General features: G+C 69.9%; 18 protein-coding genes. 7 read left to right on the forward strand and 11 right to left on the reverse strand.

The genetic code is table 11. The features are described from left to right. Positions 1–8: 8 nt before the first annotated feature. The 5 genes from OG562_RS15285 to OG562_RS15305 form a co-directional block, all read right to left on the reverse strand. Positions 9–1466 (reverse strand): S28 family serine protease, encoded by a 1458-nt coding sequence (locus OG562_RS15285; RefSeq protein WP_266397707.1) that lies wholly within the window; start codon positions 1464–1466, stop codon positions 9–11. Between the two features lie 110 nt (positions 1467–1576). Next, on the reverse strand, positions 1577–1963 hold the full coding sequence (locus OG562_RS15290; protein ID WP_266409275.1) for a hypothetical protein: 387 nt from the start codon (positions 1961–1963) through the stop codon (positions 1577–1579). 99 nt (positions 1964–2062) lie between these two features. Next, positions 2063–5818, reverse strand: coding sequence for an ABC transporter ATP-binding protein (locus OG562_RS15295; RefSeq protein ID WP_266397709.1), 3756 nt, complete (start codon positions 5816–5818; stop codon positions 2063–2065). Positions 5819–5954: 136 nt separating this feature from the next. Then, on the reverse strand, positions 5955–6977 hold the full coding sequence (locus OG562_RS15300) for an esterase-like activity of phytase family protein (RefSeq protein WP_266397712.1): 1023 nt from the start codon (positions 6975–6977) through the stop codon (positions 5955–5957). A gap of 71 nt (positions 6978–7048) precedes the next feature. Then, positions 7049–7903: a serine hydrolase gene (locus OG562_RS15305; RefSeq protein WP_266397713.1), complete on the reverse strand. Its 855-nt coding sequence runs from the start codon at positions 7901–7903 to the stop codon at positions 7049–7051. A 157-nt stretch (positions 7904–8060) separates the two neighbouring features. Between OG562_RS15305 and OG562_RS15310 the strand changes: the two genes are divergently transcribed. From OG562_RS15310 to OG562_RS15320, 3 genes are all read left to right on the forward strand, one after another. Next, positions 8061–10430 carry a glycosyltransferase family 39 protein gene (locus OG562_RS15310; protein ID WP_266397714.1) on the forward strand — a complete coding sequence of 790 codons (2370 nt, stop codon included), beginning with the start codon at positions 8061–8063 and terminating at the stop codon, positions 10428–10430. Positions 10431–10659: 229 nt separating this feature from the next. Beyond that, positions 10660–11466 (forward strand): endonuclease I family protein, encoded by an 807-nt coding sequence (locus OG562_RS15315; RefSeq protein WP_266397715.1) that lies wholly within the window; start codon positions 10660–10662, stop codon positions 11464–11466. Between the two features lie 199 nt (positions 11467–11665). Next, positions 11666–12271 carry a hypothetical protein gene (locus tag OG562_RS15320; RefSeq protein WP_266397717.1) on the forward strand — a complete coding sequence of 202 codons (606 nt, stop codon included), beginning with the start codon at positions 11666–11668 and terminating at the stop codon, positions 12269–12271. Positions 12272–12288: 17 nt separating this feature from the next. Here the strand turns inward: OG562_RS15320 and OG562_RS15325 are convergent, their stop codons facing one another. Then, entirely contained in the window at positions 12289–12927 is a 639-nt protein-coding gene (locus OG562_RS15325; protein ID WP_266397719.1) for a DinB family protein, read from the reverse strand. A 240-nt stretch (positions 12928–13167) separates the two neighbouring features. Between OG562_RS15325 and OG562_RS15330 the strand changes: the two genes are divergently transcribed. Next, a complete protein-coding gene (locus tag OG562_RS15330) occupies positions 13168–16470 on the forward strand; it encodes a CHAT domain-containing protein (protein WP_266397720.1) in 3303 nt (1100 codons plus the stop codon). Between the two features lie 39 nt (positions 16471–16509). After that, a complete protein-coding gene (locus tag OG562_RS15335) occupies positions 16510–16848 on the forward strand; it encodes a CU044_2847 family protein (RefSeq protein WP_266397721.1) in 339 nt (112 codons plus the stop codon). Positions 16849–16885: 37 nt separating this feature from the next. On the opposite strand, the gene OG562_RS15340 is transcribed toward OG562_RS15335, so the two are convergent. Genes OG562_RS15340 through OG562_RS15350 form a run of 3 tightly spaced genes read right to left on the reverse strand, consistent with a single transcriptional unit; the run spans position 16886 to position 21092 of the window. Next, complete coding sequence (locus tag OG562_RS15340) at positions 16886–18571, reverse strand: thiamine pyrophosphate-binding protein (protein WP_266397723.1); 1686 nt, start codon at positions 18569–18571, stop codon at positions 16886–16888. Further along, a complete protein-coding gene (speB, locus tag OG562_RS15345) occupies positions 18568–19566 on the reverse strand; it encodes an agmatinase (protein ID WP_266397726.1) in 999 nt (332 codons plus the stop codon). Before speB ends, OG562_RS15340 begins: the two co-directional genes overlap by 4 nt. Before the next feature lie 56 nt (positions 19567–19622). Beyond that, positions 19623–21092: a sodium:solute symporter gene (locus tag OG562_RS15350; protein WP_266397728.1), complete on the reverse strand. Its 1470-nt coding sequence runs from the start codon at positions 21090–21092 to the stop codon at positions 19623–19625. A 122-nt stretch (positions 21093–21214) separates the two neighbouring features. On the opposite strand from OG562_RS15350, the gene OG562_RS15355 reads away from it, so the two are divergent. Together OG562_RS15355 and OG562_RS15360 are read left to right on the forward strand one after the other, a co-directional pair. Further along, a complete protein-coding gene (locus tag OG562_RS15355) occupies positions 21215–22927 on the forward strand; it encodes a helix-turn-helix domain-containing protein (RefSeq protein ID WP_266397730.1) in 1713 nt (570 codons plus the stop codon). A gap of 110 nt (positions 22928–23037) precedes the next feature. Then, on the forward strand, positions 23038–23826 hold the full coding sequence (locus OG562_RS15360; RefSeq protein ID WP_266397732.1) for a phosphatase: 789 nt from the start codon (positions 23038–23040) through the stop codon (positions 23824–23826). Between the two features lie 65 nt (positions 23827–23891). On the opposite strand, the gene OG562_RS15365 is transcribed toward OG562_RS15360, so the two are convergent. Together OG562_RS15365 and OG562_RS15370 are read right to left on the reverse strand one after the other, a co-directional pair. Beyond that, entirely contained in the window at positions 23892–24569 is a 678-nt protein-coding gene (locus tag OG562_RS15365) for a maleylpyruvate isomerase N-terminal domain-containing protein (protein WP_266397734.1), read from the reverse strand. A gap of 27 nt (positions 24570–24596) precedes the next feature. Further along, positions 24597–25469: an acyl-CoA thioesterase II gene (locus tag OG562_RS15370; RefSeq protein WP_266397735.1), complete on the reverse strand. Its 873-nt coding sequence runs from the start codon at positions 25467–25469 to the stop codon at positions 24597–24599. Positions 25470–25481: the final 12 nt, after the last annotated feature.

The raw sequence follows: 25481 nt of genomic DNA on the forward strand, positions 1-25481 counted from the left end.
ACGGAACGTCACGGACGCAGCGCAGGCTCCCGCTCCACGTCCCGCACATCCAGCCTCGAGTCGAACTTCGCCAGTGGCTTCGCCTGGGAGACGGCAGTCGGCGAAACGCCCGCCCACTCCAGGATCCGGGCCGTGGCCAGGGTCTTCTGGTCGGCGGTCAGGCCGGCCACGTTCGCGCCGTGGTTCAGGCCGGGGGCCGTGAAGACGTAGGAGTCCTTCGCGCCCTTGCCGAGGCGGAAGCGCTCCGCGCCCCACGGGTCGTTCTGGCCGTAGACGAAGAGCATGTGGCGGGCGTTGTGCTTGACCCAGGTGTCGACGTCGCGCATCGCGCCCGGCTGGAACTTCATGGCGATGTCCCGGGGGACGAAGTTGCGCGGGGGCTGGTAGCCGTAGCGGACGTACTTCTTCTCGATGTGCGGGAAGCGGATCGTGGGGGCGCCGAGCTGGGTGCCCGCCTGGTAGTAGTACGGGGTGTAGGGCTCCAGGCCCTGGTCCGTGTAGAACGAGAAGCCGGAGATCGTGTCGATCGACGTCCAGATCTCGTCGTCGGTCGCGGTCGCCGCGTTCGCCGGGATGGTGTCGCAGTCGGACAGCAGGCTGTACTGCCAGAAGCCCCAGACGTAGTCGAGGACGACGGCCTCGTAGGCCCGGTCCAGGCTGCCGATCGTGGTGAACGTGTAGCCGTTCTCCGCCGCGTACGCCTCGTACTTCTTCTCCAGCGGCTCCCGGCGCACCAGCGCCTCGCGCTGTACGGCGTTCAGCCGGTCGCGGCACTCCTTGGTGCCGACGGCGGCGAAGAAGCGGTCGTAGGCGGAGTCCTCGTCGTTGACGACGTCGTTGGGGGCGACGTACGCCACCACGCCGTCCATGTCGTGGGGGTAGAAGCGCTCGTAGTACGTCGCCGTCATGCCGCCCTTCGAGCCGCCGGTCGAGATCCACTTCTTGCCGTAGATCTTCTTCAGCGCCTTGAAGATGCGGTGCTGGTCGCTCGCCGCCTGCCAGATGTCCAGCTTGGACCAGTCGGCCGGGTCGGGGCGGGAGGGGGTGAAGAAGCGGTACTCCATGGAGACCTGGTTGCCGTCGACGATCTGGGTGGGTTCGCGGCGGCTGGGGGTGGTGGAGACGTTGTAGCCGCCGGTGTAGAAGACCGTGGGGCGGCTGACGTCCTTGTGCAGCACGGTGATGCGCTGCTGGAAGGTGCCCTTGGAGGGGTGCCGGTGGTCGACCGGCTGGGTGTAGTTCAGGACGAAGTAGCGGTAGCCGGGGTACGGCTTCTCCTGGACCAGGCTCATGCCGGGGACGGCGAGCAGCTGGTCCTTGATGTCGGTGGTCTCGGTGGTGCTGGTGGTGCTGGTGGTGCCGGTGGCATTCGGCTCGGCGGCGGTGGCCGCCCCTGCCGTGGCCGTCGTGCTCAGTGTGCCTATGAGCACCGTGAGCGCCAGCAGCCGTCTGAGCGCCTTGCGCATGCGCGTGCACCTTCCCTGTGAGATCGATGTGCGCCGAAAAGCTATCGGCGCGACACCGGTCGCACCAGGGCGCAACACCGGCCACACGAGAGGGAGTTACCTCGGTCGGCTCAGCACAGGATCCAGCCCGAGCTGATCGACCCCCGCCCCACCGCGCCCTTCACCCACACGCAGCGGTGTCCGGCGTGCACGGTCACCGGGCCGGCGCGCAGGGAGTAGCGTCCCTCGTCCTTCACGGGACGGTTGCCGCGCGCCTGCACGCTGACCGACATCTTCTTCTTCCCGCCGGGGTTGGCGGGGAGGGTGACGGCGCAGACGTAGCCGTTGCGCTTGTAGACCTGTACGGAGCCGGTGCTGAAGGACAGCGTCCGCACTTTCCGGCCCGCGCAGTGGGAGGACGCGGCCTCGGCGCTGGCCGGAGCGGCGAGCCCGAGCAGTGCGGACGCGGTCAGCACGGCCACGGCGAGCACCAGCCGCCGACGCAGCCCCGTACCCAGTGCACCCCGCGCACCCCGCGCACCACAGCCCACGTCCCCTCCTACCGTCGCCGTACTGATGTACGGACGCACGACGTGTGCCGAACGGTTGCGCGAATGTCAGCGGGAAGCTCCCACCGTTTCCTCCGGCCCGGCCGCCCCCACGAACACCCTCCACAAGCGCGCGTAACGCCCGTCCCGGGCAAGCAGCTCGTCATGCGTGCCGTCCTCGGCGACCCGCCCGTGATCCATCACCACGACCCGGTCGGCGCGGGCCGCCGTGGTCAGTCGGTGGGCGACCACGAGGGTCGTACGGCGGCCTGCGAGGCGGTCCGTGGCCTGGTTGACCTGGGCTTCCGTGGCCAGGTCGAGGGCCGCCGTCGCCTCGTCGAGGAGCAGGACGTCGGGGTCGACCAGTTCGGCGCGGGCCAGGGCGATCAGCTGGCGCTGGCCCGCGGAGAGGTTGCGGCCGCGCTCGGCGACCTCGTGGAGGTAGCCGCCGTCGAGCGTCGCGATCATCTCGTGCGCGCCGACCGCCCGCGCCGCCGCCTCCACCTCGGCGTCGGTGGCCTCGGGACGGCCGTAGGCGATGGCGTCGCGGACGGTGCCGGGGAAGAGGTACGCCTCCTGCGGGACCACGCCAAGACGGTGACGGTACGACGTGATGTCGAGGGAGCGCAGGTCCGTGCCGTCGACGGTGACCCGGCCGGACGTGGGGTCGTAGAACCGGGCCACCAGCTTGACCAGGGTCGACTTGCCCGCACCGGTCTCGCCGACGAAGGCGACGGTCTGCCCGGCGGGGATGTGCAGGTCGATCCCGCCGAGGGCCTCCTCCTCGTCGCCGTACTGGAAGTGCACGTCCTCGAAGGCGATCTCGCCGCGCAGGGAGAGGACGTCGAGGGGCTCGTCGGCGGACTTGGTGGAGGTCGGCTCCTGGAGGAGTTCCTGGATGCGGCCCAGCGAGACGGTGGCCTGCTGGTAGCCGTCGAAGACCTGGGAGAGCTGCTGGACGGGGGCGAAGAACAGGTCGATGTAGAGGAGGTACGCGACCAGCGCGCCGGTGGTGAGCGTCGCCGCGTCCACCCGGCCCGCGCCCGAGATCAGCACGGCCGCGGCGGCCACCGACGACAGCAGCTGCACGAACGGGAAGTAGATCGAGATCAGCCACTGGCCGCGGATGCGGGCCCTGCGGTAGCTGTCGCTGCGCTCGGCGAACCGCGCCCCGCCGTCCCGCTCGCGCCGGAAGGCCTGCACGATCCTGAGCCCGGAGACGGACTCCTGGAGGTCCGCGTTGACCACCGACACCCGCTCACGGGCCAGTTCGTACGCCTTCACGCTGGCCTTGCGGAAGAAGTAGGTGGCGATGATCAGCGGCGGGAGCGTGGCGAAGACGACCAGGGCCAGCTGTACGTCGATCACCAGCAGGGCGACCATGATGCCGAAGAAGGTGACGACCGAGACGAAGGCCGTGACCAGGCCCGTCTGGAGGAAGGTCGACAGCGCGTCGACGTCCGTCGTCATCCTCGTCATGATCCGGCCGGTCAGCTCCCGCTCGTAGTAGTCGAGTCCGAGGCGCTGGAGCTGGGCGAAGATCTTCAGCCGGAGGGTGTAGAGGACGCGTTCTCCGGTACGGCCGGTCATCCGCGTCTCGCCCCGCTGAGCCGCCCACTGCACGATCACGGCGAGCAGTGCGAGCAGCGAGGCCGCCCAGACGGCGCCCAGCGCCGCCTTCGTCACGCCCTGGTCGATGCCGTGCCGGATCATGACCGGCAGCAACAGGCTCATGCCGGCGTCCACGGCGACCAGGCCGAGGCTGGCCAGCAGGGGCAGGCCGAAGCCGCGCAGCAGCCTGCGCAGACCGTACGACTCCTCGGGCATGACCGCGCGCGCCTCGTCGACGTCCGGGACGCCGTTGGCCGGCGGCAGCGCCTCGACCTGGGCGAGCAGCTCCGGAGTGGCCGGCATCCCGTCCATCGCGGTGTCCCGCGGCGCCCGCTCCCCCGCCCACAGCCGCGGCGTGATGCCCCGCTCCGCGTCGAACTCGGCGTCCAGCTCGTCCCGCACGGAGTCGTGTACGGAGTCGTGTACGGCGGTGTCGTCGCCCCGCGCCTGCGGCTGGGCGTGGCCCGGTGAGACGCCGCCGAGCTCGTCGGGGTCGGTGAGCAGGCGGCGGTAGAGGGCGGAGTGCTCCTGGAGTTCCTCGTGGGTGCCGAGGGCGGCGAGGCGGCCGGCGTCGAGGACGGCGATGCGGTCGGCGAGGCCCAGGGTGGAGCGGCGGTGGGCGATGAGGAGGGTGGTGCGGCCCCGCATGACCTCCTTGAGGGCCTCGTGGATCTCGTGCTCCACCTGGGCGTCCACGGCGGAGGTCGCGTCGTCGAGGACCAGCAGCCGCGGATCGGTGAGGATCGCGCGGGCGAGCGCGACGCGCTGCCGCTGGCCGCCGGAGAGGGTGAGGCCGTGCTCGCCGACCGTGGTGTCGTAGCCGTCGGGCAGCTCGGCGATGAACCGGTCGGCCTGGGCGGCGCGCGCGGCCGCCTCGATCTGCTCCTGGGTCGCGTCGGGACGGCCGTACGCGATGTTGGCGCGGACCGTGTCGGAGAAGAGGAAGGAGTCCTCGGGGACCAGGCCGATCGCGGCCCGCAGCGAGTCGAGGGTGAGCTCGCGGACGTCGTGGCCGCCGATCAGGACGGCGCCCCGGGTGACGTCGTAGAAGCGGGGCAGGAGGAGGGAGACCGTGGACTTGCCCGAGCCGGAGGAGCCGACGACGGCCAGGGTCTCGCCGGAGCGGATCTCCAGGCTGAGGCCGTCGAGGACGGGTCGGGTCTTGCCGGGGGCGAGGTCGTAGCCGAACGAGACGTCGTCGAACTCGACCGTGGCCGGGGCGTCGGCGGGAAGCTCCTTCGTGCCGTCCGTCATCGTCGGCTCAGTGTCGATCAGCTCCAGGACGCGTTCGGTGCCCGCGCGGGCCTGCTGGCCGACGGTGAGGACCATGGCGAGCATCCGGACGGGGCCGACGAGCTGGGCGAGGTAGGTGGAGAAGGCGACGAAGGTGCCGAGGGTGATGTGACCGCGCACGGCGAGCCAGCCGCCGAGCGCCAGCATGGCGACCTGTCCGAGCGCGGGCACGGCCTGGAGGGCGGGGGTGTACGTCGAGTTCAGACGGATCGTGCGCAGCCGGCCGGCGTAGAGACGGCGGCCGACCTCCCGGAGCTTCCCGGTCTCCTGGTCCTCCTGCCCGAAGCCCTTCACCACCCGTACGCCGCTGACCGCGCCGTCGACCACGCCCGCGACGGCCGCCGCCTGGGCCTGCGCGTACCAGGTGGACGGGTGGAGCTTGACGCGGCTGCGTTTGGCGATCCAGGCGAGCGCGGGGGCGACGGCGAGGGCGACCAGGGTGAGCGGCAGGGACAGCCACGCCATGATCACCAGGGAGAGCAGGAAGAGCAGGAGGTTCCCGACGGTCATCGGGAGCATGAAGAGCAGGCCCTGGATGAGCTGGAGGTCGCTGGTGGCGCGGCCGATGACCTGGCCGGTGGACAGCTCGTCCTGGCGGCGGCCGTCGAGCCGGGTGATCGTCTCGAACATCTCCGTCCGCAGGTCGTGCTGGACGTCGAGGGCGAGCCGTCCGCCGTAGTAGCGGCGGACGTAGGTGAGGGCGTAGACGAGGACGGCGGCGGCGATCAGGAGGCCGGCCCAGGGGGCCATGTCACGGGTGTGGGCGCCGACCACGTCGTCGATGATCACCTTGGTGACCAGCGGGACCAGCGCCATGACGGCCATGCCGGCCAGCGAGGAGCCCAGGGCGAGGACGACGTCCTTCGGATGCCGCCAGGCGTAGCCCGCCAGCCGTCGTGCCCATCCCCGTTTGTCGCCCACGCCGATGCCCTCCGATTGCTGACCTGACTGACCTGATCTACCGGAAGGCACCAACGCCGGGCGTAACGGATTTCATCCCTCCGCAACAATCGGAGGGGAGAAGGGCGTGAAGGGGCGAGCGGGGGCGAGCGCGAGGTCAGACGCGTACCCGCAGGTAGAGGAAGCGGGTCGTCTGTACGGCGTTCTGGTTGTCGTCGCTGACCAGCAGGACCTTCAGGCGGCCCTGGGCGTGGCCGGTGATCACCATGCCCTCGATGTTGTCGAGGAGCGGGTTCGGCTGGGGCTGCTTGGCGGTCGCTCCCAGTGACGGGCAGGTCACGATGTCGGTGAGCAGGGTCTTCTTGATCAGGCGTACGTCGGTCTGGCCGGTCAGGTTCTCGACGCTGCTCGTGTCGGTGGCGTGGCGGGGGTCGGCCAGGTAGAGGCGGACGGTGTTGCCGACGCCTGCGGTGAAGCCGCGTTCCAGCACGAGGAGGCGGCCGTCGGGCAGGGCCTGGACCTCGGGGACGCCGAGGCCGGCGTCGGTGCGGTAGGCGTACTGGGCGGCGAGCTCGAAACGACCGTGGTGTCGCCGCCAGGTCTGGAAGCGGACGAGGCCGGCGGTGTCGCCGGAGAGCGCGTACTCCATCGACGCGAGGAGCGTGCGGCCGCCGGGGAGGAGGGTCAGGCCCTCGAAGGTCTGGTTCGCCGTGGCGCGTCCGGCGGGGGCGACGAGGAGCGAGGCCGGGACCGGGAGACGGTCGAGGATCGTGCCGTCGGCGCCGTAGCGGCGGATGGACGGCTCGGTCTCGGAGGTGATCAGGCGGGTGCCGTCGCCGTCGATCGCCAGGCCCTCGGAGTCCAGCGCCGCGCCGTTCTCGTCGGCGAGCGGGACGACCTTCTTCGGGGCGAGGGTTCTCGCGTCCAGGTCGAAGAGGGCGGAGCGGTCGGAGAGGGCGGCGAGGGAGCCGTCCCAGTCGAGCGCGAGGGCGGAGAGGTTGCCGACGAAGGCGCCGTCGTAGGTCGTCTTGTCGAGGGCGTCGGAGAAGCGGTCGAGGGAGACGGCGGGCGAACAGGCGTTGGCTTGCGGGGCGTTGGCTTGCGCGGGCCCGGCGGCGGTGAGGCTGGCGGCCGCCGCCAGGCCGGCGGTGAAGGTGGCGAGTACGGTTCGCAGACGCATGGGCGTCACCGTAGGGCGGGACGGTGACATGCGGGGAGACGAAGCGTGAAGGGTCGTTCCGTTCAGGCCGGTCAGGACGCCGCGAGGTCCTTGTGGATGACCTTGGCGACGCCCTGGATGGTCGTGATGCCGTAGTTCATCGTGCTGTTGTCCTGGGTGAGGACGGTGATCATGTAGTCGTGGCCGCCGCCCTTGAAGGTGCCGACGCTGTGGACGCGCCAGCCGTGCGTGGCGCGTGACAGCCAGCCGTTCTTGACGTGCCAGGAGACGGTGGAGGGCCTGCCGTAGGGGGTGCCCCAGCGCTGCGAGGAGATGACCTTCCCCATCAGCGTGCTGACGTAGGAGCGCGAGGCGGTGGTGAGGACCGTGTTCGACGCGGTGATCAGCTTGAGCAGCTTCTGCTCGTCGGTGACGGTGATCTGGGTCAGGCCCCAGTAGCCGTTCGCGCCGGGCTTGGTCTGCGTCATCTTGGCGGCGGCGAGGAAGCCCTTGATCTTCGTCATGCCGAGCTGCTTCCACAGGGTGGTGGTGGAGGCGTTGTCCGACTTGGTGATCATGTTGGTGGCGAGCGTCTTCTCACGGCTGGTGAGCGCGCGGTTCGTCTTCTGCGCGTCCCACAGCAGCGTGGACAGGACGGTGACCTTGACGACGCTGGCCGAGTCGTAGGCGGTGGAGGGGCGCAGGGTGCAGGTGGTGTCGGTGGTGCGGTCGTAGAGGCCTACGGCGACCGTGCCCTTGCGGCTCGCGAGCGCGGCCGTGATGTCCTTCTTCAGCTTGGTGGCGAGGGCCGCCTTGGACGACGTACAGCTGACGGTCGGGGTGGCGGCCGAGGCGGGTGCCGCGGTCGCCACGCCGGTGATGAGGACGCCGGTGCCGAGCGCGGTGGCGACCAGTCCTCTCCTGCGTCTGGGAGTCCGGTGAGTCATGCCCAGTTGACTCACCAGTTCGTATGAATGGTTGTACGAACACCCTGGGGTATTGGGCAAAGCCTGGGCAACCCGTTACCGGCCCCTGTGCGTCTTCACAGGTTGCGGCCAGCTTCGGCACAGCGGCCGCCCACAACCGACGTACAGCATGCGCAGGGTGACATCTGCCACCGATCCACTCCCCCACGCGACCGAGTCCCCCGTGTCCCCGGACGCGTCCCCCGACGCCTCCCACGACGTGTCCCCCGACTGGGCCCCGCCGACGGCGACCGCCCAGGCGCCGCCACCGGACAAGGCGCCGCGCTGGTCGTTGCCGGCGCTGCTCGCGATCCTGGCCCTGGCGGCCGTGCTCTACGGCTGGAACCTGTCGTCCAACAGCCTCAACAGCTTCTACAGCGCCGCGATCTACAGCGGTACGCAGAGCTGGAAGGCGTGGTTCTTCGGCTCGCTCGACGCCGGGAACTTCATCACCGTCGACAAGCCGCCGTTCGCGCTCATGATCATGGGCCTGTCCTGCCGGATCTTCGGTTTCGGCACCTGGCAGATGATGGCGCCGGAGATCGCGGCGGCGCTGGGCACGATCTGGATCCTGCACTCCTCCGTGAAGCGGGTCTTCGGGCACGTGGCCGCCACCGTCGCGGCGCTCGTCCTCGCGCTGACGCCGATCACGGTCGCCATCAACCGCGACAACAACCCGGACACCATCCTGGTGCTGCTGATGGTCGCGGGCGCGGCCCTCGCGCTGCGCGCCACACGCGACGACCGGCTGCTGCCGCTCATCGGCTCGGCGGTCTGCTTCGGGCTCGCCTTCAACACCAAGATGCTCCAGGGCTACATCGCCCTGCCGGCCGTCTTCGCCGTGTACCTGTACGCGTCGAAGCTGGGCTGGAAGAAGAAGGCCGTCAACCTGGCGCTGGCGGCCGTGGCACTCGCCGTCTCCAGCTTCTGGTGGGCCACGGCCGTGTCGCTCGTGCCCGCCGACGACCGTCCGTACATCGGCGGTTCGACCGACGGCAGCGCCTGGGACCTGATCATGGGCTACAACGGCCTGGGCCGGGTCCTCGGCGGCGAGGGCAACGGCGGAGGCGGGGGCGGCGGAGGCGGGACCTTCGCCGGCACCGCGGGCCTCGGCCGGATGTTCAACGACATCCTCGGCGGCCAGATCTCCTGGCTGATCCCCTTCGCGGGCATCGCGCTCGTCGCCGGTCTGGTGCTGTGCGGGCGCGCCCCGCGCACCGACGCCACCCGTGCCGCACTGGTGATGTGGGGCGGCTGGCTGGTGCTGCACTACCTGACCTTCGCCATGGCCGAGGGCACGATGCACCCGTACTACACGACCGCGCTCGCCCCGGGCATCGCGGCGCTGTGCGGTGGCGGCGGCGTCATGCTGTGGCGCGCCTTCCGCGGCGGCGACGCGAAGTGGTCGTGGGTGCTGCCCGCGGGGCTCGCGGTCACCGGCGTCTGGGCGATCGTGCTGCTGCGCCGCGCCACCGGCTGGAACACCTGGCTGTGGCCGGTCGTCGGCGTGGTCATGGTCCTCGCGATCGTGGGCCTGTTCGTCCTGCGGTCCGCGACCTCCGGCACCAGGGTCCGGCTGCTCGGCGTGTCCGTCGCCGCGGCGGTCGTCGCGGCCCTCGCCGGTCCGACGGCGTACGCCGCCTCGCCGGCCTTCGGTTCCTCCGCGGGCGGCGGCATGGGCGGCACCAACCCGACCGCGGGCCCGTCCACCGGGGGCGGCATGGGCGGTCCCGGCGGCGGCGGTGGTGGCCGGGGCGGCTTCGGCGGCGGCAACGGCGGTCCGGGCGGCGAGAACGGCGCGGCGCCCGGCGGCACCCAGCAGGGCGGCCAGGCGAACGGCGAGTTCCCCGGCGGCGGCAACGGGCAGGTGACGCCCGGCGGCGGCAACGGCGAACTCCCGCAGGGCGGCGGTGCGCCCAGCGGCCAGGACGGCCAGGACGGCCAGCAGGGCGGCGCGACCGGGGAGTTCCCGGGCGGCGGCGCCCAGGGTGGCGGCGCGCCCGGCGGCACCGGCGGCGGCACGGCCGGTGGGCCCGGTGGCGGCATGGGCGGTGGCGGCGGCGGTATGGGCGGCGCCGACAGCCAGCTCATCTCGTACCTGGAGAAGCACCAGGACGGCGCCAAGTGGCTGATCGCGGTGTCCAACTCGCAGAGCGCGGGCCAGATGATCATCAGCACCGGCAAGCCCGTCATCTCGATGTGGGGCTTCACCGGCTCCGACAAGGCGATGACGCTCGCCAAACTCAAGGAGCTGGTGAAGAAGGGCGAGCTGCACTACATCCAGCTCGGCGGCGGCGGAATGGGCGGCAACAGCAGCCTCAACTCCGAGATCACCGCGTGGGTGGAGAAGAACGGGACGGCGGTGAAGGCGAGCGAGTACAGCTCGACGGCTTCGTCCGAGTCGAACTCCTCGTCGGAGTCGGAGTCGGAGTCCGAGTCGGAGTCTTCGTCCTCCACGCAGAGCAACCAGTCGACCGTCTACCGACTGGACGCGTCGGACGTGAGCTGACCCGCACAGCCGGCCGGTCCACCCGACCGGTACAGCCGGCCGGTACAGCCCCAACGGCCCCTGACTCTCCCGTCAGGGGCCGTTTTGGCATATCAACTCGCGTAGACAAGGGGCGATTTGCCGGATCCCGTCATCCGATCGACATGTCAGATTCATTTACAGGGCCGCATGTGCATGTCACTCTCCCGATTGCCGCCTCCCGTCAACACGCGTAGATCGGACACCCCACATGCTGGCGACACGCATAGGCCGATGGAAGTCGGTGGCGCTTGCCACCACTGCCGTCCTGGTCGGCCTCACCGCACCCGCGCTCACCGCGACCCCCGCCGCGGCGACCACGACGGCGTACGACGCGACCTACTACAAGAACGCCGTCGGCAAGACGGGCACGAGCCTGAAGTCGTCCCTGCACACGATCATCAGCGCCAACGTCTCGAAGATCTCGTACTCCGCGGTCTGGAACGCGCTCATGGTCACCGACCAGGACCCGAACAACAGCAGCAACGTGATCCTGCTGTACAGCGGCGTCTCGCGTGCCAAGTCCCTCAACGGCGGCGACGTCGGCGACTGGAACCGCGAGCACACCTGGGCCAAGTCCCACGGCGACTTCGGCGAGGTGACGGGTCCCGGCACCGACCTGCACCACCTGCGGCCCGCGGACGTGCAGGTCAACAGCATCCGCGGCAACAAGGACTTCGACAACGGCGGCAGCACGGTCACCAACGGCGGCGGCAGCCTCACCGACTCCGACTCCTTCGAGCCGCGCGACGCCGACAAGGGCGACGTGGCCCGCATGATCCTCTACATGGCGGTCCGCTACGACGGCGACGACGGCTTCGCCAACCTGGAGCCCAACGAGCTGGTCAACAACGGCAGCAACCCCTACATGGGCAAGCTCTCCGTCCTCAAGCAGTGGAACGACGAGGACCCGCCGAGCGCCTTCGAGGAGAAGCGCAACCAGGTCATCTACGACACATACCAGCACAACCGCAACCCGTTCATCGACCACCCGGAGTGGGTCGAGGCGATCTGGTAGAGCAGCGGTAGGAGCAGCCGTAACTCAGGGCCCTTTCCCGGACGTTCGGGAAAGGGCCCTGCGGCGTCGACCTCCGAGACCTCCGAACGGCTCATCCGCACCCCGCCGGGCACCTCCCGCACCGCAAACTGGATCATGGACGGTGACCAGGAGACGGGGAACGGGGAACGGGGAGGAATCAGTGGGCTACTGCCTGGAGATGAGCACCGGCGACATGCGGAGCGTCGTCCGGCTGCTCACCGCGGTGGAGCGGACGCAGGCGCAGGAGCGGATGTTCGCCATCGTGCGCGAGCGGTGCGAGAAGACCGACGCACGGCTGCGCGAGCAGGGCATCGACCTGGAGGTGTCGGTGAGCCGGGCACTGGAGGAACTGGTCGAGGGAACCACACCGAGCGCGGAGCTGTGCCCCTCCTACACCTATGCCTTCCACGAGGCCGTGGCACCGCACTTCTCCGACACGACCGACCTCGGCGTATGGCACAGGCCCTCCTGGTTCTACGCCCTGGACACCGAACTGGCCCGGCTCGGCGTCCCCGCGGAACTGCTCCCGGCGTCCTTCCTCTTCAGCGGACCGCCCCTGCGGCTGCCGCACCCCGGCGACGCGATGCCACAGATCGGCGTGCTGCCGGTCCAGCGGGCGGCGGCGCTGGCGGAGGCGTACGAGAGGGTGCTGCGTCACGTGGATCCCGAGTTCACGGAAACGGTGGGCAGGTTCGCGGAGTTGATGCGGTTCGAGGCGGCGGAATGGGAGACGACCCAGCGACTGGGGCGCACGGACGACACGATCTTCTTCTGGTTCTGCTGAGGTCCTGACCCCTACCGCTACCGCTCACTCCGGGGAGCGCCGTGCCAACGCCACTGCGTGAGGCGTGCGTGCCCGGGAATCTCACCCCGACCGGTGGCCCACAGCAAGGTGGCCCACCGGTCGGCGTCGGCCGGGGCGTGCGGAAAGAGCCGCCCCAGAACCCGACCGCACAGATCGGCGTCCGGCGTCCACCCGACGCCGAGCCCCTCGGCCACGTCGTGCACATGCACCAGCGTCTCGACGACCCCCATCGCGGCGAAGCCCTCGGGGTCGGAGACGCCGAAGCTGTGATGCGACCTGACAGTCGCCGGCGTCGTCCGCACCACGGCCGTCAACAGAGCCCCGCAGGCCTCCAGCACCTGAACCAACCCGGCCGGCCCGGCATCCCGATCCGCAAAAACGACGTTCGCCGGCCCCCCGGGCCTCTTCGCGCTCCACACGAAGGGCACCTCCGACTCCAACGGCGGTCGCCGCGGCCCCAGCTGAGCGGCGTAGGCGAACAGATCGTCGGCGAGATGCTCGACGGTCTCCCAGCAAGTCCACTCCAGCGAACCGGCTTTGGCGTCCCAGTCCGCGGCCTCGGCATCCCGGAGTACGGCGACGGCCAGACGTACGGCGAAGTCGACGTCATCGGCGGTGACAGGGGCATCAGACATCCCGGGACCGTATCAATGATCACCCTGCCCGGCAGGGCATCGCGCCGAGATATCGGCCACCTCAGAGAGCAGGCCGACGCCGAGAAGCCTCCGAAAGAGGCCGCCTTTCGCAGCTTCGGGTCGACGTGCGAGCGCATCGGCGTCGTCACATAATGGAAGGAGAGGCGACCGGCCGCTTCCCGTCACGACGGATGCCCGCAAGCCTGCACGGCCTCCGGGTCTACCGGGAACGGGGTGGCTATGGCCACTGTCCTGGAACTGCAGATCTGCCGACTTCACCCGGGCGAGTATGAAGTGCGCGTGGTGAAGGCAGCTGCCGGCGGTGAGCCCCGAGCCCCGCTGAGGCTCAATGTCGACGAGTTGCTGGCACAGCGTCCTGAGCTGGAAGACAAAGTGCTCGCCTCCGCGGCCGCGGCTCGTCGGGCAGTGCCGGTGAGTGAGCAGGCCGTACAACGTGTGGGACGGCAACTGTTTGAAGCGCTGTTCGTAGGCCTGGTCTCGGGAACCTACCGCGCGAGCCTGAGCGTTGCGCGGGAGCGACAGGAGCGGCTGCAAATAGTGCTGCGTCTGGAAGCGCCAGAGCTGACGCTCCTGCCCTGGGAAACCCTGTTCGACCCACATACGGACGCCTACGTGTGCCGGCACGAGCCGATGGTTCGACATCTTCCCGCCTCGTTCACGCCCACCCCTCTGCCCGTAGAGCCGCCGCTGCGGATCCTTGTGGTGATCGCCTCTCCGCGCGGGCTTCCCCTGCTGGACACCGACGCCGAGCGCGAACGATTGGAGCAGGCGCTTGCACCGCAAGTCGCGGCCGGCCGGGTGGAGTTGGTCTGGTTGACGGACGCAAGCTGGCAAAGCCTGCACGCCTACCTCCTGGATGGCCCATGGCACGTGCTCCATTTCATCGGCCACGGTGACTACGACGTCCGTTCCGAGGAGGGGCTGATCGCGCTGATGGGCGAGGGCGGCGGCACGCAGATGGTGGAGGCTTCCCGTCTGGCGGACCTGCTGGGAGAGGCGGACCCGGCACCGCGGCTGATGGTGCTGAATTCCTGTGCGTCCGCTCAAGGAGGGGGCGACGACGGATTCTCAAGCGTGGGAGCAGCCCTCGTGCGCGGTGGAATCAGCGCCGTGGCAGCGATGCAATTTGCGGTCAGCGACCGGGCCTCAGTGCGCTTCGCTCAGGGGTTCTACACGGCGCTGGCTCATGGTCGCAGGGTCGACGATGCCGTCAGAAGTGGACGCATCTCCATGCTTGGTGCCAGCCAGTCTCTTGAGTGGATCACTCCCGTGTTGTACGTGCGAGGCGAGGCCACCCTTCTCTTTGCTTTGCCCACGCCACCGCCCCGAACAGACGGTTCACGGAAAATCGAGGAAAGTGACCACCACAATGTGCGGTTGGGTTCGCTTTACGTGATGGCCAGGGCAGAGTTGCGCATCGGCGATCCCGGCAAGGCCATCGAGTTGCTCGATGACCTGCTCATCCTCGACCCAAAGCACAAAGATGCGATCGCGCTGCGCGCCGAGGCCGTCGGCCAGGAGCAGTTCATCAAGCTCCATGCCCAGGCAACAGAAGCCGAAAAATCCGAGGACTGGTCGGTCGCGATCGACAGCTACGAGCAGATCCTGCAGACAGACCCCGAGCGCAAAGATGCCGCCTCACGACGCGACTTCTGCCGCAACCGTCAGCGCATCGCCCACCTCCAGGAAGAAATGCGGTACCACGCGGACGCAGACCGCTGGCAGACCGTCCTCGAAATCAGCGAAGAACTCAACCAACTGGACCCGACCACCACCGACCCCGAAGGACTGGCCACACGCGCCCACCAAGCAATGCAGGAAGCCCAACAAACCGCCGAACTGGAAAACCTGTACACCAGCGCCCGGACAGCCGAAAACTCCGAGTACTGGACCACCGCCATCCACAGATACAAAAAGATCCTGCAGGCAGACCCCGAGTACAAAGATGCCGCCTCACGACGCGACTTCTGCCGCAACCGTCAGCGCATCACTCTCCTCCAGCAAAAAATGCGCTACCACGCGGACGCAGGACGCTGGCAGACCGTCCTCGAAATCAGCGAAGAACTCAACCAACTGGACCCGACCACCACCGACCCCGAAGGACTGGCCACACGCGCCCACCAAGCAATGCAGGAAGCCCAACAAACCGCCGAACTGGAAAACCTGTACACCAGCGCCCGCATAGCCGAAAACGCCGAAGGCTGGGCCACCGCCATCAACAACTACGAGCAGATCCTGCAGACAGAACCGGAATACCGAGACGTCCTCTCACGACGCGACTTCTGCCGCAACCGCCAGTACATCACCCACCTCCAGCAAAAAATGCGCCATCACGCGGACGCAGACCGCTGGCAGACCGTCCTCGACATCAACGAAGAACTCAACCAACTGGACCCCACCACCACCGACCCCGAAGGACTGGCCACACGCGCCCACCAAGCAATGCAAGAAGCTCAAAACGCCGCCGAACTGGAAAACCTGTACACCAGCGCCCGAGCAGCCGAAAACTCCGAGGACTGGGACACCGCCATCAGCAACTACGACACCCTTTTGCGTGACGGCCTTGAATACAAGGACAGCGCGCAACGTCGCAAAATTTGCCTGGATCGCACGAGAATCGCCAAGCCGATATCCGACACCCGCGACGAAACAACCGTAAATCCAACTGAAGCAGTCAGAATAACTACTCCTTGCGGGGCCCTGGCTTGGGATCCAAGCGGGCGAATAATAGCCGTCAGCACCTGGGGCGGCGCGCGAATTCGCGTTTATAACTCGACCGGCGGCGAGCGGCTAAACATCAGAACAGGAATAATGGGAGACAAGTCGGGCCCTTACGCCCTGGCATTTAGCCCAGACGGCGCACGCCTCGTCAGCAATGTCAGGACAGGTGGCACGATATGGAACGCCTTCACAGGCAAAAAAATATTTCAAGTACCTGCAAATAAAGGGGTTACCGCAGCTGCTTTCAGCCCGAATGGAACCCTTCTTGCCACCGGAGCCTACGACTCGATTCATATTTGGGATGCGAACACCGGCAAGAAGATCTTCTGGCAACCCCAGCGTTCGGTGAGGTCAATTTCCTTCAGTCCGGACGGTAATCAGCTGGCTGTCGCCGATCAAGACGGGCTACATATATGGGACTTCTTCGCCGATCGGAAAATTTTTGAAGATCGTAGCCGTAAAGATGTTCTGAATACAGTGGCGCACAGCCTTGATGGCACCCTTCTCGCCACCAGCGGCAAGGATCACACCACGCGACTTTGGGTTGCCAACGCCCCCATACGCCAGATTCATGAATTCAACCACGACAGCTCCGTCAGATCAGTGGCGTTCAGCCCTGACGGCACTCTTCTAGCCGCCGGCTGCGAAGATCACATCACGCAGATTTGGGACGTCTTCGGCGCACGTTTGATCTGCGAGATAACCCACGGATCCCCTGTTCGATCGGTGGCATTCAGTTCCTACGGCACTCGACTCGCCACGGGCACCCAGCGCGCCGTCAAGGTGTGGGAACTTCGATAGCATCCTTTAGGGGCTCCCCGGAATGAGGGAGAAGAAACCATGGGACGACTTGTTGAATTCCCCACGGCGGACGGCAGTACCGTACTCGTCGAAGTCAGCGACCAATCGATCGGAACGGTGACGCGTGGGATCAATGGATCCACGATATCCGAACGCGCACAGCAGACCTTCGAGGAAGCCGTACACCGCCTGCAGCCGGCCATGCAGGCGGTAGTCTCCCATCTTCAATCAGCGACTCAGTCTCCCGACGAAGTCCAGGTCGAGTTCGGTCTCAACCTGCACGCCCAGGCAGGCGCTTTCATTGCCGCCGCCAGCACCACAGCCAATTTCACTGTCACCCTCACCTGGAACCGGAACGAGCCTCGATCCTCCGAATAGCCCGACGACAGCTACCTCAATGACGCAAGAGGTCCCCTCACCCCAGATGCGTAGCCGCGAACATCCGCAGCACCGCCGGGAGGACCACCACCGACGGTCCCGGTGTGGAGAGGGCCTTCGTCAGGTCCGCTTCCAAGGTCTCCGGGGACGTCCGTACCCCCGGCACCCCGAAGGACTCCGCCAGGGCCACATAGTCGGGGCGGGTCAGTTCGGTCGCCGTCGTCTCGCCGAAGGCGTCCGTCATGTACTCGCGGAGGATGCCGTAGCCGCCGTCGTCGATGATGAGCCAGGTGACGTCGAGGTCGTACTGGCGGGCCGTCGCCAACTCGGCGAGGGAGTACAGGGCTCCGCCGTCGCCCGACACGGCGAGGACCGGGCGGGTCGGGTCCGCGGCCGCCGCGCCCAGCGCCGCCGGGAAGGCGTAGCCGAGGCCGCCCGCGCCCTGGGCGGAGTGGAGATGGTTGGGGCCCTTCGCGTCGAAGGCCGACCAGGCCCAGTACGCGAGGATCGTCATGTCCCAGAACGACGGGGAGTCGGCCGGCAGCGCCTTGCGTACCGACTCCAACACGCCTTGTTCCAGGGTCAGTTCCTGGGCGTCGATGCGTTCCCGGACCTTCGCCAGCAGCTCCCGTACCCGCTCCGCCGCCGTCGCGTCCGCTCGCTCGGTCACCGTCTCCAGCAGGGCCTGCACCGCGTGCCACGCGTCCGCGTGGATGCCCAGCGCCGGGTGGTTCGCTTCCAGTTTGCCGAGGTCCGCCTCGATCTGGATCACCCGGCCGCGCGGGGCGAACGTGTGGTAGTTCGACGACAGTTCACCCAGGCCCGAACCCACCACCAGCAGTACGTCCGCGTCCTCCAGGAAGTCCGTCGTGTGGCGGTCCTCCAGCCAGGACTGGAGCGAGAGGGGATGCGTCCAGGGGAACGCGCCCTTGCCGCCGGGGGTCGTGACGACCGGGGCCTGGAGCTTCTCCGCCAGGTGCCGCAGCTTCTTCGAGGCGTCGGCGCGGATCACCCCGCCGCCCGCGATGATCGCCGGGCGGGACGCGCGCGACAGCAGGTCGGCCGCCACCGCCGTCAGTTCGGGGCGCGGGACCAGGTCCTCCGGCGTCGCGTCCACCGCCGTCACCACCGGGAGCGGGGTCTCGGCCAGCAGCACGTCCTGGGGGATCTCCACCCAGACCGGGCCGTGCGGAGCCGTCAGCGCCGACTTCCAGGCCTCCGCGAGCGCCGACGGGATCTGGGACTGGGCGCGGACCGTGTGGACCGACTTCACCACGCCCCGGAACGAGGCCGACTGGTCGGGGAGTTCGTGCAGATAGCCGTGGCGGCCGCCGCCCAGGCCCGCCGTCGGGATCTGGCTGCTGATCGCCAGCACGGGGGCGGAGGCGGCGGCGGCCTCCTGGAGCGCCGCCAGGGACGTCAGCGCGCCCGGGCCCGTCGACAGCAGCAGCGGGGCCGCCTCGCCGGTGATCCTGCCGTACGCGTCCGCCGCGAAGCCCGCGTTGTTCTCCACCCGCAGGCCGACGTAGCGCAGCGACGAGCGGCGCAGGGCGTCGAACATGCCGAGCGCGTGCTGTCCCGGCAGGCCGAAGACGGTCGTCGCGCCGAGGCCGGCCAACGTCTCCACGACCAGGTCTCCGCCGTTGCGGCCGACGGGAGGGTGCAGAGCGGCCTCGATCTGCGCCTGGGTCGGGCGCAGCACCAGGTCGTGGTCGTGGGTCACTTGGTCTCGGTCTCCTCGGCCGTCTTACCCGCCGCACGGGCCGCTGCGATCTGGCGGGACATGATCGTGGTCAGTTCGTACGCCGTGTGGGATGCGGCCACCGACGTGATCTCGGCGTGATCGTACGCGGGGGCCACCTCGACGACGTCGGCGGAGACCAGGTTGCAGGACGCCAGGCCGCGCAGGATCTCCAGCAGCTCGCGGGAGGTCATGCCGCCCGCCTCCGGGGTCCCGGTGCCGGGCGCGTGCGCGGGGTCCAGGCAGTCGATGTCGATCGAGATGTAGAGGGGCCGGTCGCCGATGCGCTGACGCAGCTGGTCGGCCACCTCGTCCGCGCCGCGCCGGTAGACGTCGGAGGACGTCACGATGCCGAAGCCCATCTTCTCGTCGTCCGTGAGGTCCTGCTTGCCGTACAGCGGCCCGCGCGTACCCACGTGCGACAGCGCCGACGTGTCGAGGACGCCCTCCTCCACCGCCCGCCGGAACGGCGTGCCGTGGGTGTACTCCGCGCCGAAGTACGTGTCCCAGGTGTCGAGGTGCGCGTCGAAGTGCAGCAGTGCCACCGGGCCGTGCTTCTTGGCGACCGAACGCAGCAGGGGGAGCGCGATGGTGTGGTCGCCGCCGAGGGTCATCAGCCTCGCCCCGGTCCCGAGCAGGTCGTCCGCCGCGGCCTCGATCGTCTCGACGGCCTCGTTGATGTTGAACGGGTTCACCGCGATGTCCCCGCCGTCCGCCACCTGGGCGAGGGCGAAGGGGGAGGCGTCCTGCGCCGGGTTGTACGGCCGCAGCAGCCGGGACGCCTCGCGGATCGCGTTGCCGCCGAAGCGGGCACCCGGCCGGTAGGAGACGCCCGAGTCGAACGGCACGCCCACCACGGCGACGTCGGCGCGGCCGACCTCGTCGAGGCGGGGCAGCCGGGCGAAGGTCGCGGGGCCGGCGTACCGCGGGACGCGGGACGAGTCGACGGGGCCGCGAGGCGTCTCGTTGCTGCTCATGGTCAAATGCCTTCTTTCTCACGCTTCATTGCGTATGTACTACTTCTCGTACGACTTTACCGGGGCGTCGGGACGGGCGAGGAGAGGGTGGTCCCGGGGGTACGCCCGGCCAGCCGCTCGCGCCAGGCGGCCAGTACGGCGGGGTCGGTCGGGCGGGTGGCCAGGGAGACGGCGACGTAGGCGGCGAGGGAGGCCAGGAGGCCGTAGTAGACGGGCTCGTTGGCGAGGATGCCGAAGGTCGCCATCAGGGTGATCACCGTGACGCCGCCCACCACGACCGAGGCGAGCGCGCCCTGGACCGTGCCGCGCCGCCACAGCAGTCCGCCGAGGATGGGCACCAGCAGCCCGCCGACGAGCAGGTTGTACGCCACGGTCAGCGCCTCCACCACGTTGTTCAGCGCGATCGCCGTGCCGATCACCGCGACGCCCATGAGGAGGATGAAGGCCCGGTTGCCCCTGACCTCGTCCCGCTCGTCGTCGTCGGACGCCCGGCCGGCGACGCCCCGCAGCCGCGACCAGATGTCGTTGTTGGCGACGGTCGCGCAGGCGATCAGCGCGCCGGACGACGTCGACATCACCGCGGCCAGCGCGGCGGCCAGCACCAACCCCCGTACGCCGACCGGGAGTTCGTCCTTCACGATGGTCGCGAAGGCGTCGTCCGCGGAGGCCAGGTCCGGGTAGAGCACCTTGGCCGCCGTACCGATCACCGCTCCGGCGAGCGCGTACACGAGACAGTACGTACCCGCCACCGTGCCGCCCCACTTCGCCGTCCGGTCGCCGCGGGCGGTGAACACGCGCTGCCAGATGTCCTGGCCGATGAGCATGCCGAACGTATAGATCAGGACGTAGGTGAAGATCGTCTCGCCGCCGATGCCCAGCGGGTCGAAGTACTCCGTCGGCAGCTTCGCCCTCATCTCGCCGAAGCCGCCCGCCTTGACGACCGCGATGGGCAGCAGGAGCAGGAGCACGCCGATCGTCTTGACGACGAACTGCACCATGTCCGTCAGCGTGATCGACCACATGCCGCCGAGCGTCGAGTACGCGACGACGATCGAGCCGCCGAGGACGATCGCGAGGGTCCGGTTCATGTCGAGGAGGACGTCGAAGATCGTGGCGTAGGCGATGGTCGAGGTGACGGCGAGCATCAGGGTGTACGCCCACATGACGACGCCCGAGATCACGCCCGCCCGGCCGCCGTAGCGCAGGTCGAGCATCTCGGAGACCGTGTAGACCTTCAGGCGGGCGATGCGGGCCGAGAAGAAGACGGAGAGGGCGAGCAGGCCGAGGCCGATGGCGAAGACCATCCAGGCTCCGGAGAGGCCGTACTGGTAGCCGAGGCCCACGCCGCCGATGGTCGAGGCGCCGCCGAGGACGATCGCCGCCATGGTGCCGGAGTACATCACCGGCCCGAGCCGACGGCCCGCGACCAGGAACTCGCTCTTCGACCTGGCGCGGCGCATGCCCCACCAGCCCATGGCCAGCATGCCGGCCAGATAGACGACGATCACGGTGTAGTCGACGGCCATGGGGCCCTCCTTCGCTCGCTCTCGGCAGCGGATGACGAGGACCGACACTAGGTGGCCGGAAGACGGCTGCGAAGTGTACGTTTCATCCATTCGAGGCGAACAGGATGGAGGAAACGCACACCATGCCGGATCCCGCCGTGCCGCCCACTCCCCCCGTGCCCCTCGCGTCCCTCCTGGCCCGCGAGGACCTGGCCCTGCGCCAGATCGCCGGGCCCACCGATCCCGGCATCGTCGTCCACTGGGCGCACACCTCGGAGATGGCCGACCCGTACCCGTACCTCCTGGGCGGTGAGCTGCTGCTGACGGCCGGGGTGCACATTCCGGAGGCGGTCGGGTCGGGGACCTACTTCGACGACTACGTGTCCCGGGTCGTCGCGGCGGGCGGCGCGGCCCTCGGCTTCGGCCTGGCGCCGGTGCACGACACGGTGCCGCGCGCGCTGGTCGCGGCCTGCGACGCCTACGGACTCCCGCTCCTGGAGGTCCCTCCGCAGACCACGTTCTCGGGCGTGGCCCGCGCGGTCTGGCAGCTCATGGCCCAGGCCCGGCTGGCCGAGCTGCGCCGCGTCACCGAGGCCCAGCAGGGCCTGGCGGCGGCCGCGGCGCGCCCGGATCCGGTGCCTTCGGTGCTACGGCACCTGGCGCGACGGGTCGGCGGGCGGGCGGTGCTGTTCGGACCGGAGGGCGCGGAGATCGCGGGGGCGGGACAGGAGCCCGGCGCCCCGGTGAGCCACGCCCTGGCCGAGCTGGCCGCCGTGGTCACCCGCCGCCCCTCGACCGGCCCGCACCGCACCGGGCCCTCCACAACCGGCCCGAACACCACCGGGCCCTCCGCGACCGGCCCGCGCAGCACCGGATCCTCCCGGACCGGCCCGAACACCACCGCCCCCTCCCGGACCGGCACGAGCCTCGCGACGACCGCCGTCTCCGGTAGCGCCGTCTCCCCTCCCGCCGCCTCCGGTACGGCCACCTCCACCACCGCCTCCGGTAGCGCCACCACCGCCAGCGCCACCACCGCCTCCGGCGTCCATCTCGCCGCCTACGCCCTCGGATCCGGGCAGGGCTTCGTGCTGGGGGTCGCGGCCCCCGGGCGCGAACCCGGCGACCACACCATCGCCTCCGTCGCCGCCGTGCTGCTCTCCCTCCTCACCGGCGAGCACCACAGCGGCTCGGGAGCGGCCCGCTCCTCCGCCCTCGTACGGCTGCTGCTGGGCAGTCCGCCCGAGGAGGTGGCCCCGCTGCTCGACGGCGAGCGGGGCGAGGGAGGCGAGCGGGGCGAGGCCGGTCGGCGGTGGCTCGTGGTGCACGCCCGGCCGGAGGCGCAGCGGCCGGACCCCGTGGCGGCCTCGGCCCTCGGCGCGGCCCTCGGCTCCCCGCTGGTCGACCTCGCCGCCGACGTCGTACGCGTCCTCGTGCCGGCCGAGCGCGAACCCGCCCCGCAGCCCGGCTGGACCCTCGGGGTCAGCGCACCCGTCGGTCCGCGCGACTGGCCGGCCGCCGACGCCCAGGCCGCCCGTGCGCTGGCCCGGGCCCACGCCGTCCGCGCGCCGTTGGTCCGGCACGGGGGCCGGGCCGGGCTCGTCGAGCTCGTCCCGCGCGACGCGGCCGAGGCGCACGCCCGTGCCCTCCTAGGGCCGCTGGCCGACGCCCCGGCGCTCGGCGAGACGTTGCGCGCCTGGCTGTCCCTGCACGGCAGTTGGGACCGCACGGCGGTGGCGCTGTCGGTGCACCGCAACACCGTGCGGCAGCGGATCGCCCGCTGCGCGGCCCTGCTCGGCGCCGACCTGGACGACCCCGACGTACGCATGGAGCTGTGGTTCGCGCTGAAGCAGGGGTGAGGGGCGGGCGCGGCCGGTACGGACAAGGGTGACGAGGGTGGGCTGTGAGGGACGTCCCAGCGTCCGGAACAGCGCAGACGCGCGCAGTCCACTGCCCCACAATGGAAACCATGCCGATACCCGGGACGCCCAGCCGCGCCGAACTCGTCGACCACCTCGTCAAGACCCGTATCGCCGGGGACGTCGCCACCCCGCGCGAGAACAACCTCTCCCACTACCGTCAGCTCGCCAACGGCGTCCGCAACTTCTGGCTCGGCCTGGAACTCGGCGACCGTTGGACCGACGAGCAGGACGTGCTCGCGGTGATGGCGGAGCGGGTCGGCGTGAACGACGATCCCGAGTACCGCTACGGCCAGGACACCATCGACCCCGAGCTGACGGTCGACGGCCTGGACCGGCTGGCGGCGCGGCTGCGCAAGGCCGCCGACGGACAGCAGCGGGTGCTGTTCGCCACCGGTCACCCGGGCGGTCTGCTCGACGTGCACCGCGCCACGGCCGCCGCCCTGCGCACGGCCGGCTGCGAGATCCTCGTCATCCCGGACGGGCTGCAGACGGAGGAGGGGTACGTCATGCAGTTCGCGGACGTGGCGATGCTGGAGCACGGCGCGACGCTGTGGCACACCCACTCGGGCGAGCCGATGCGCCAGATCCTCACCGCTCTGGAGCGCGCCGAGCGCCCGCTGCCCGACCTGGTCGTCGCCGACCACGGCTGGGCGGGCTACGCCGGCCAGCACGGCGTCGACTCCGTCGGATACGCCGACTCCAACGACCCGGCGCTGTTCCTCGCCGAGGCCGAGGGCACCGTCCAGGTCACGGTCCCCCTCGACGACCACGTCGTCAGCCCCCGCTACTACGACCCGCTGACGGCGTATCTCCTGGCGGAGGCGGGGCTCTCCTAGCCGGAAGCCGGTCTGACCGGAAGCAGCCCTGACCGGAAACCGGCCGAACCGCGGCTCGGGACCGGTCAGACGCCCGCGATCGAGGCGGGGGCGCGCTCGGCGCGGGCGAGCCCCCGGATCACGGCCGCGGTGCCGTGCCGGCGCACCGCGAGCCGGGCCAGCAGGTCCACCACCGGGGCGGTGACCCGCTCCGGGAACGGCGGGTTCGGCAGCCCGACGCTGTACGCCAGGTCGTCCGCGTGGACGACGAGTTCCATCAGCCGGGTGAGCAGGAAGTCGTCGAGGTCGAGGGACCAGTCGCCCCAGGACGCCATCCGGACGGGCCGCGCGGCGGGTGCGTGCGGCAGCTCCTCCCGCAGTCGTACGACCGTCCCGCGCAGGCGCGCCAGAAGCGCCCCGTGTCCGTCCGCCGCCGTCTCCTCGCCGCTCGCGCGGATGCGCCGGTTGACGGCGCCGTCGACACCGGCGTCCAGCCAGGTGACCCGCTCGACGTAGTACTCCCGCAGGGAGATCACGGGTTCCTGGGGCTCGGGGCCGGCGAGCAGGTCCGGCAGGCCGAGGTCCTGGCGGACGGCGTGCCCGGCGAGGCCGCCGACGCCGAGGTCGGCCAGTGCGCTGGGCCGGTTCCAGGCGGTGGCGACGGCGGGGGCGGCGAGCAGGTCGGCGACCCCGGCGACGGCCTCCGCGTAGGCCTGCCGCAGGCGTGCGCCGTACTGGTTCCACGACTCTTCCGTGACGGTCATGGGCCCATCCAACAGGGCGGCTGCCCCTCAGCGCTCCCGAGGTGCGCGGACCACGCCTTCCTGGACGACCGAGACGGCGAGGCGTCCGTCCTGCGTGTAGATGCGGGCCTGGCCGAGGCCGCGGCCGCCGTGGGCCGACGGGGACTCCTGGTCGTAGAGGAGCCATTCGTCGGCGCGGAAGGGCCGGTGGAACCACATCGCGTGGTCCAGCGAGGCCCCGACCACGTCCCCGACCGCCCAGCCGCCGCGGCCGTGCGCGAGGAGGATCGAGTCGAGGAGGGTCATGTCGGAGACGTAGGTGGCGAGGACGACGTGCAGGAGCGGGTCGTCGGCCAGCTTGCCGTTGGCGCGGAACCACACCTGGGAGTGCGGTTCGCGCGGCTCGCCGTACTGGCCGTAGGGCGGCTCGTCGACGTAGCGCAGGTCGACCGCCTCACGGGCCTCCAGGAACTTCTCGACGACCTCGGGGTCGAGGTGGTCGTAGCCGCGCAGCCGCTCCGCGGAGGTGGGGAGTGTGACCGGGTCCGGGGCCGGCGGCATGGGGGCCTGGTGCTCGAAGCCCTCCTCGTACCGCTGGAAGGAGGCGGAGAGGGCGAAGATCGGCTGGCCGTGCTGGACGGCGAGGACGCGGCGCGCGGTGAAGGAACGGCCGTCGTTCATGCGGTCGACCGTGTAGACGATGGGCGCGCCGGGGTCGCCGGGGCGCAGGAAGTACGCGTGCAGGGAGTGGGCGAGGCGGTCCTCGGAGACCGTCCGCCCGGCGGCGACGAGCGCCTGGGCCGCGACCTGCCCGCCGAAGACCCGGGGGACGACGGCGGACCGGGACTGGCCGCGGAAGATGTTCTCCTCGATCTGCTCCAGGTCGAGGAGATCGAGGAGATCGTGTAGTGCCTGACTCATGAGCCCAGTTCT

Source organism: Streptomyces sp. NBC_01275, assembly GCF_026340655.1.
Classification (GTDB): Bacteria; Actinomycetota; Actinomycetes; order Streptomycetales; family Streptomycetaceae; genus Streptomyces.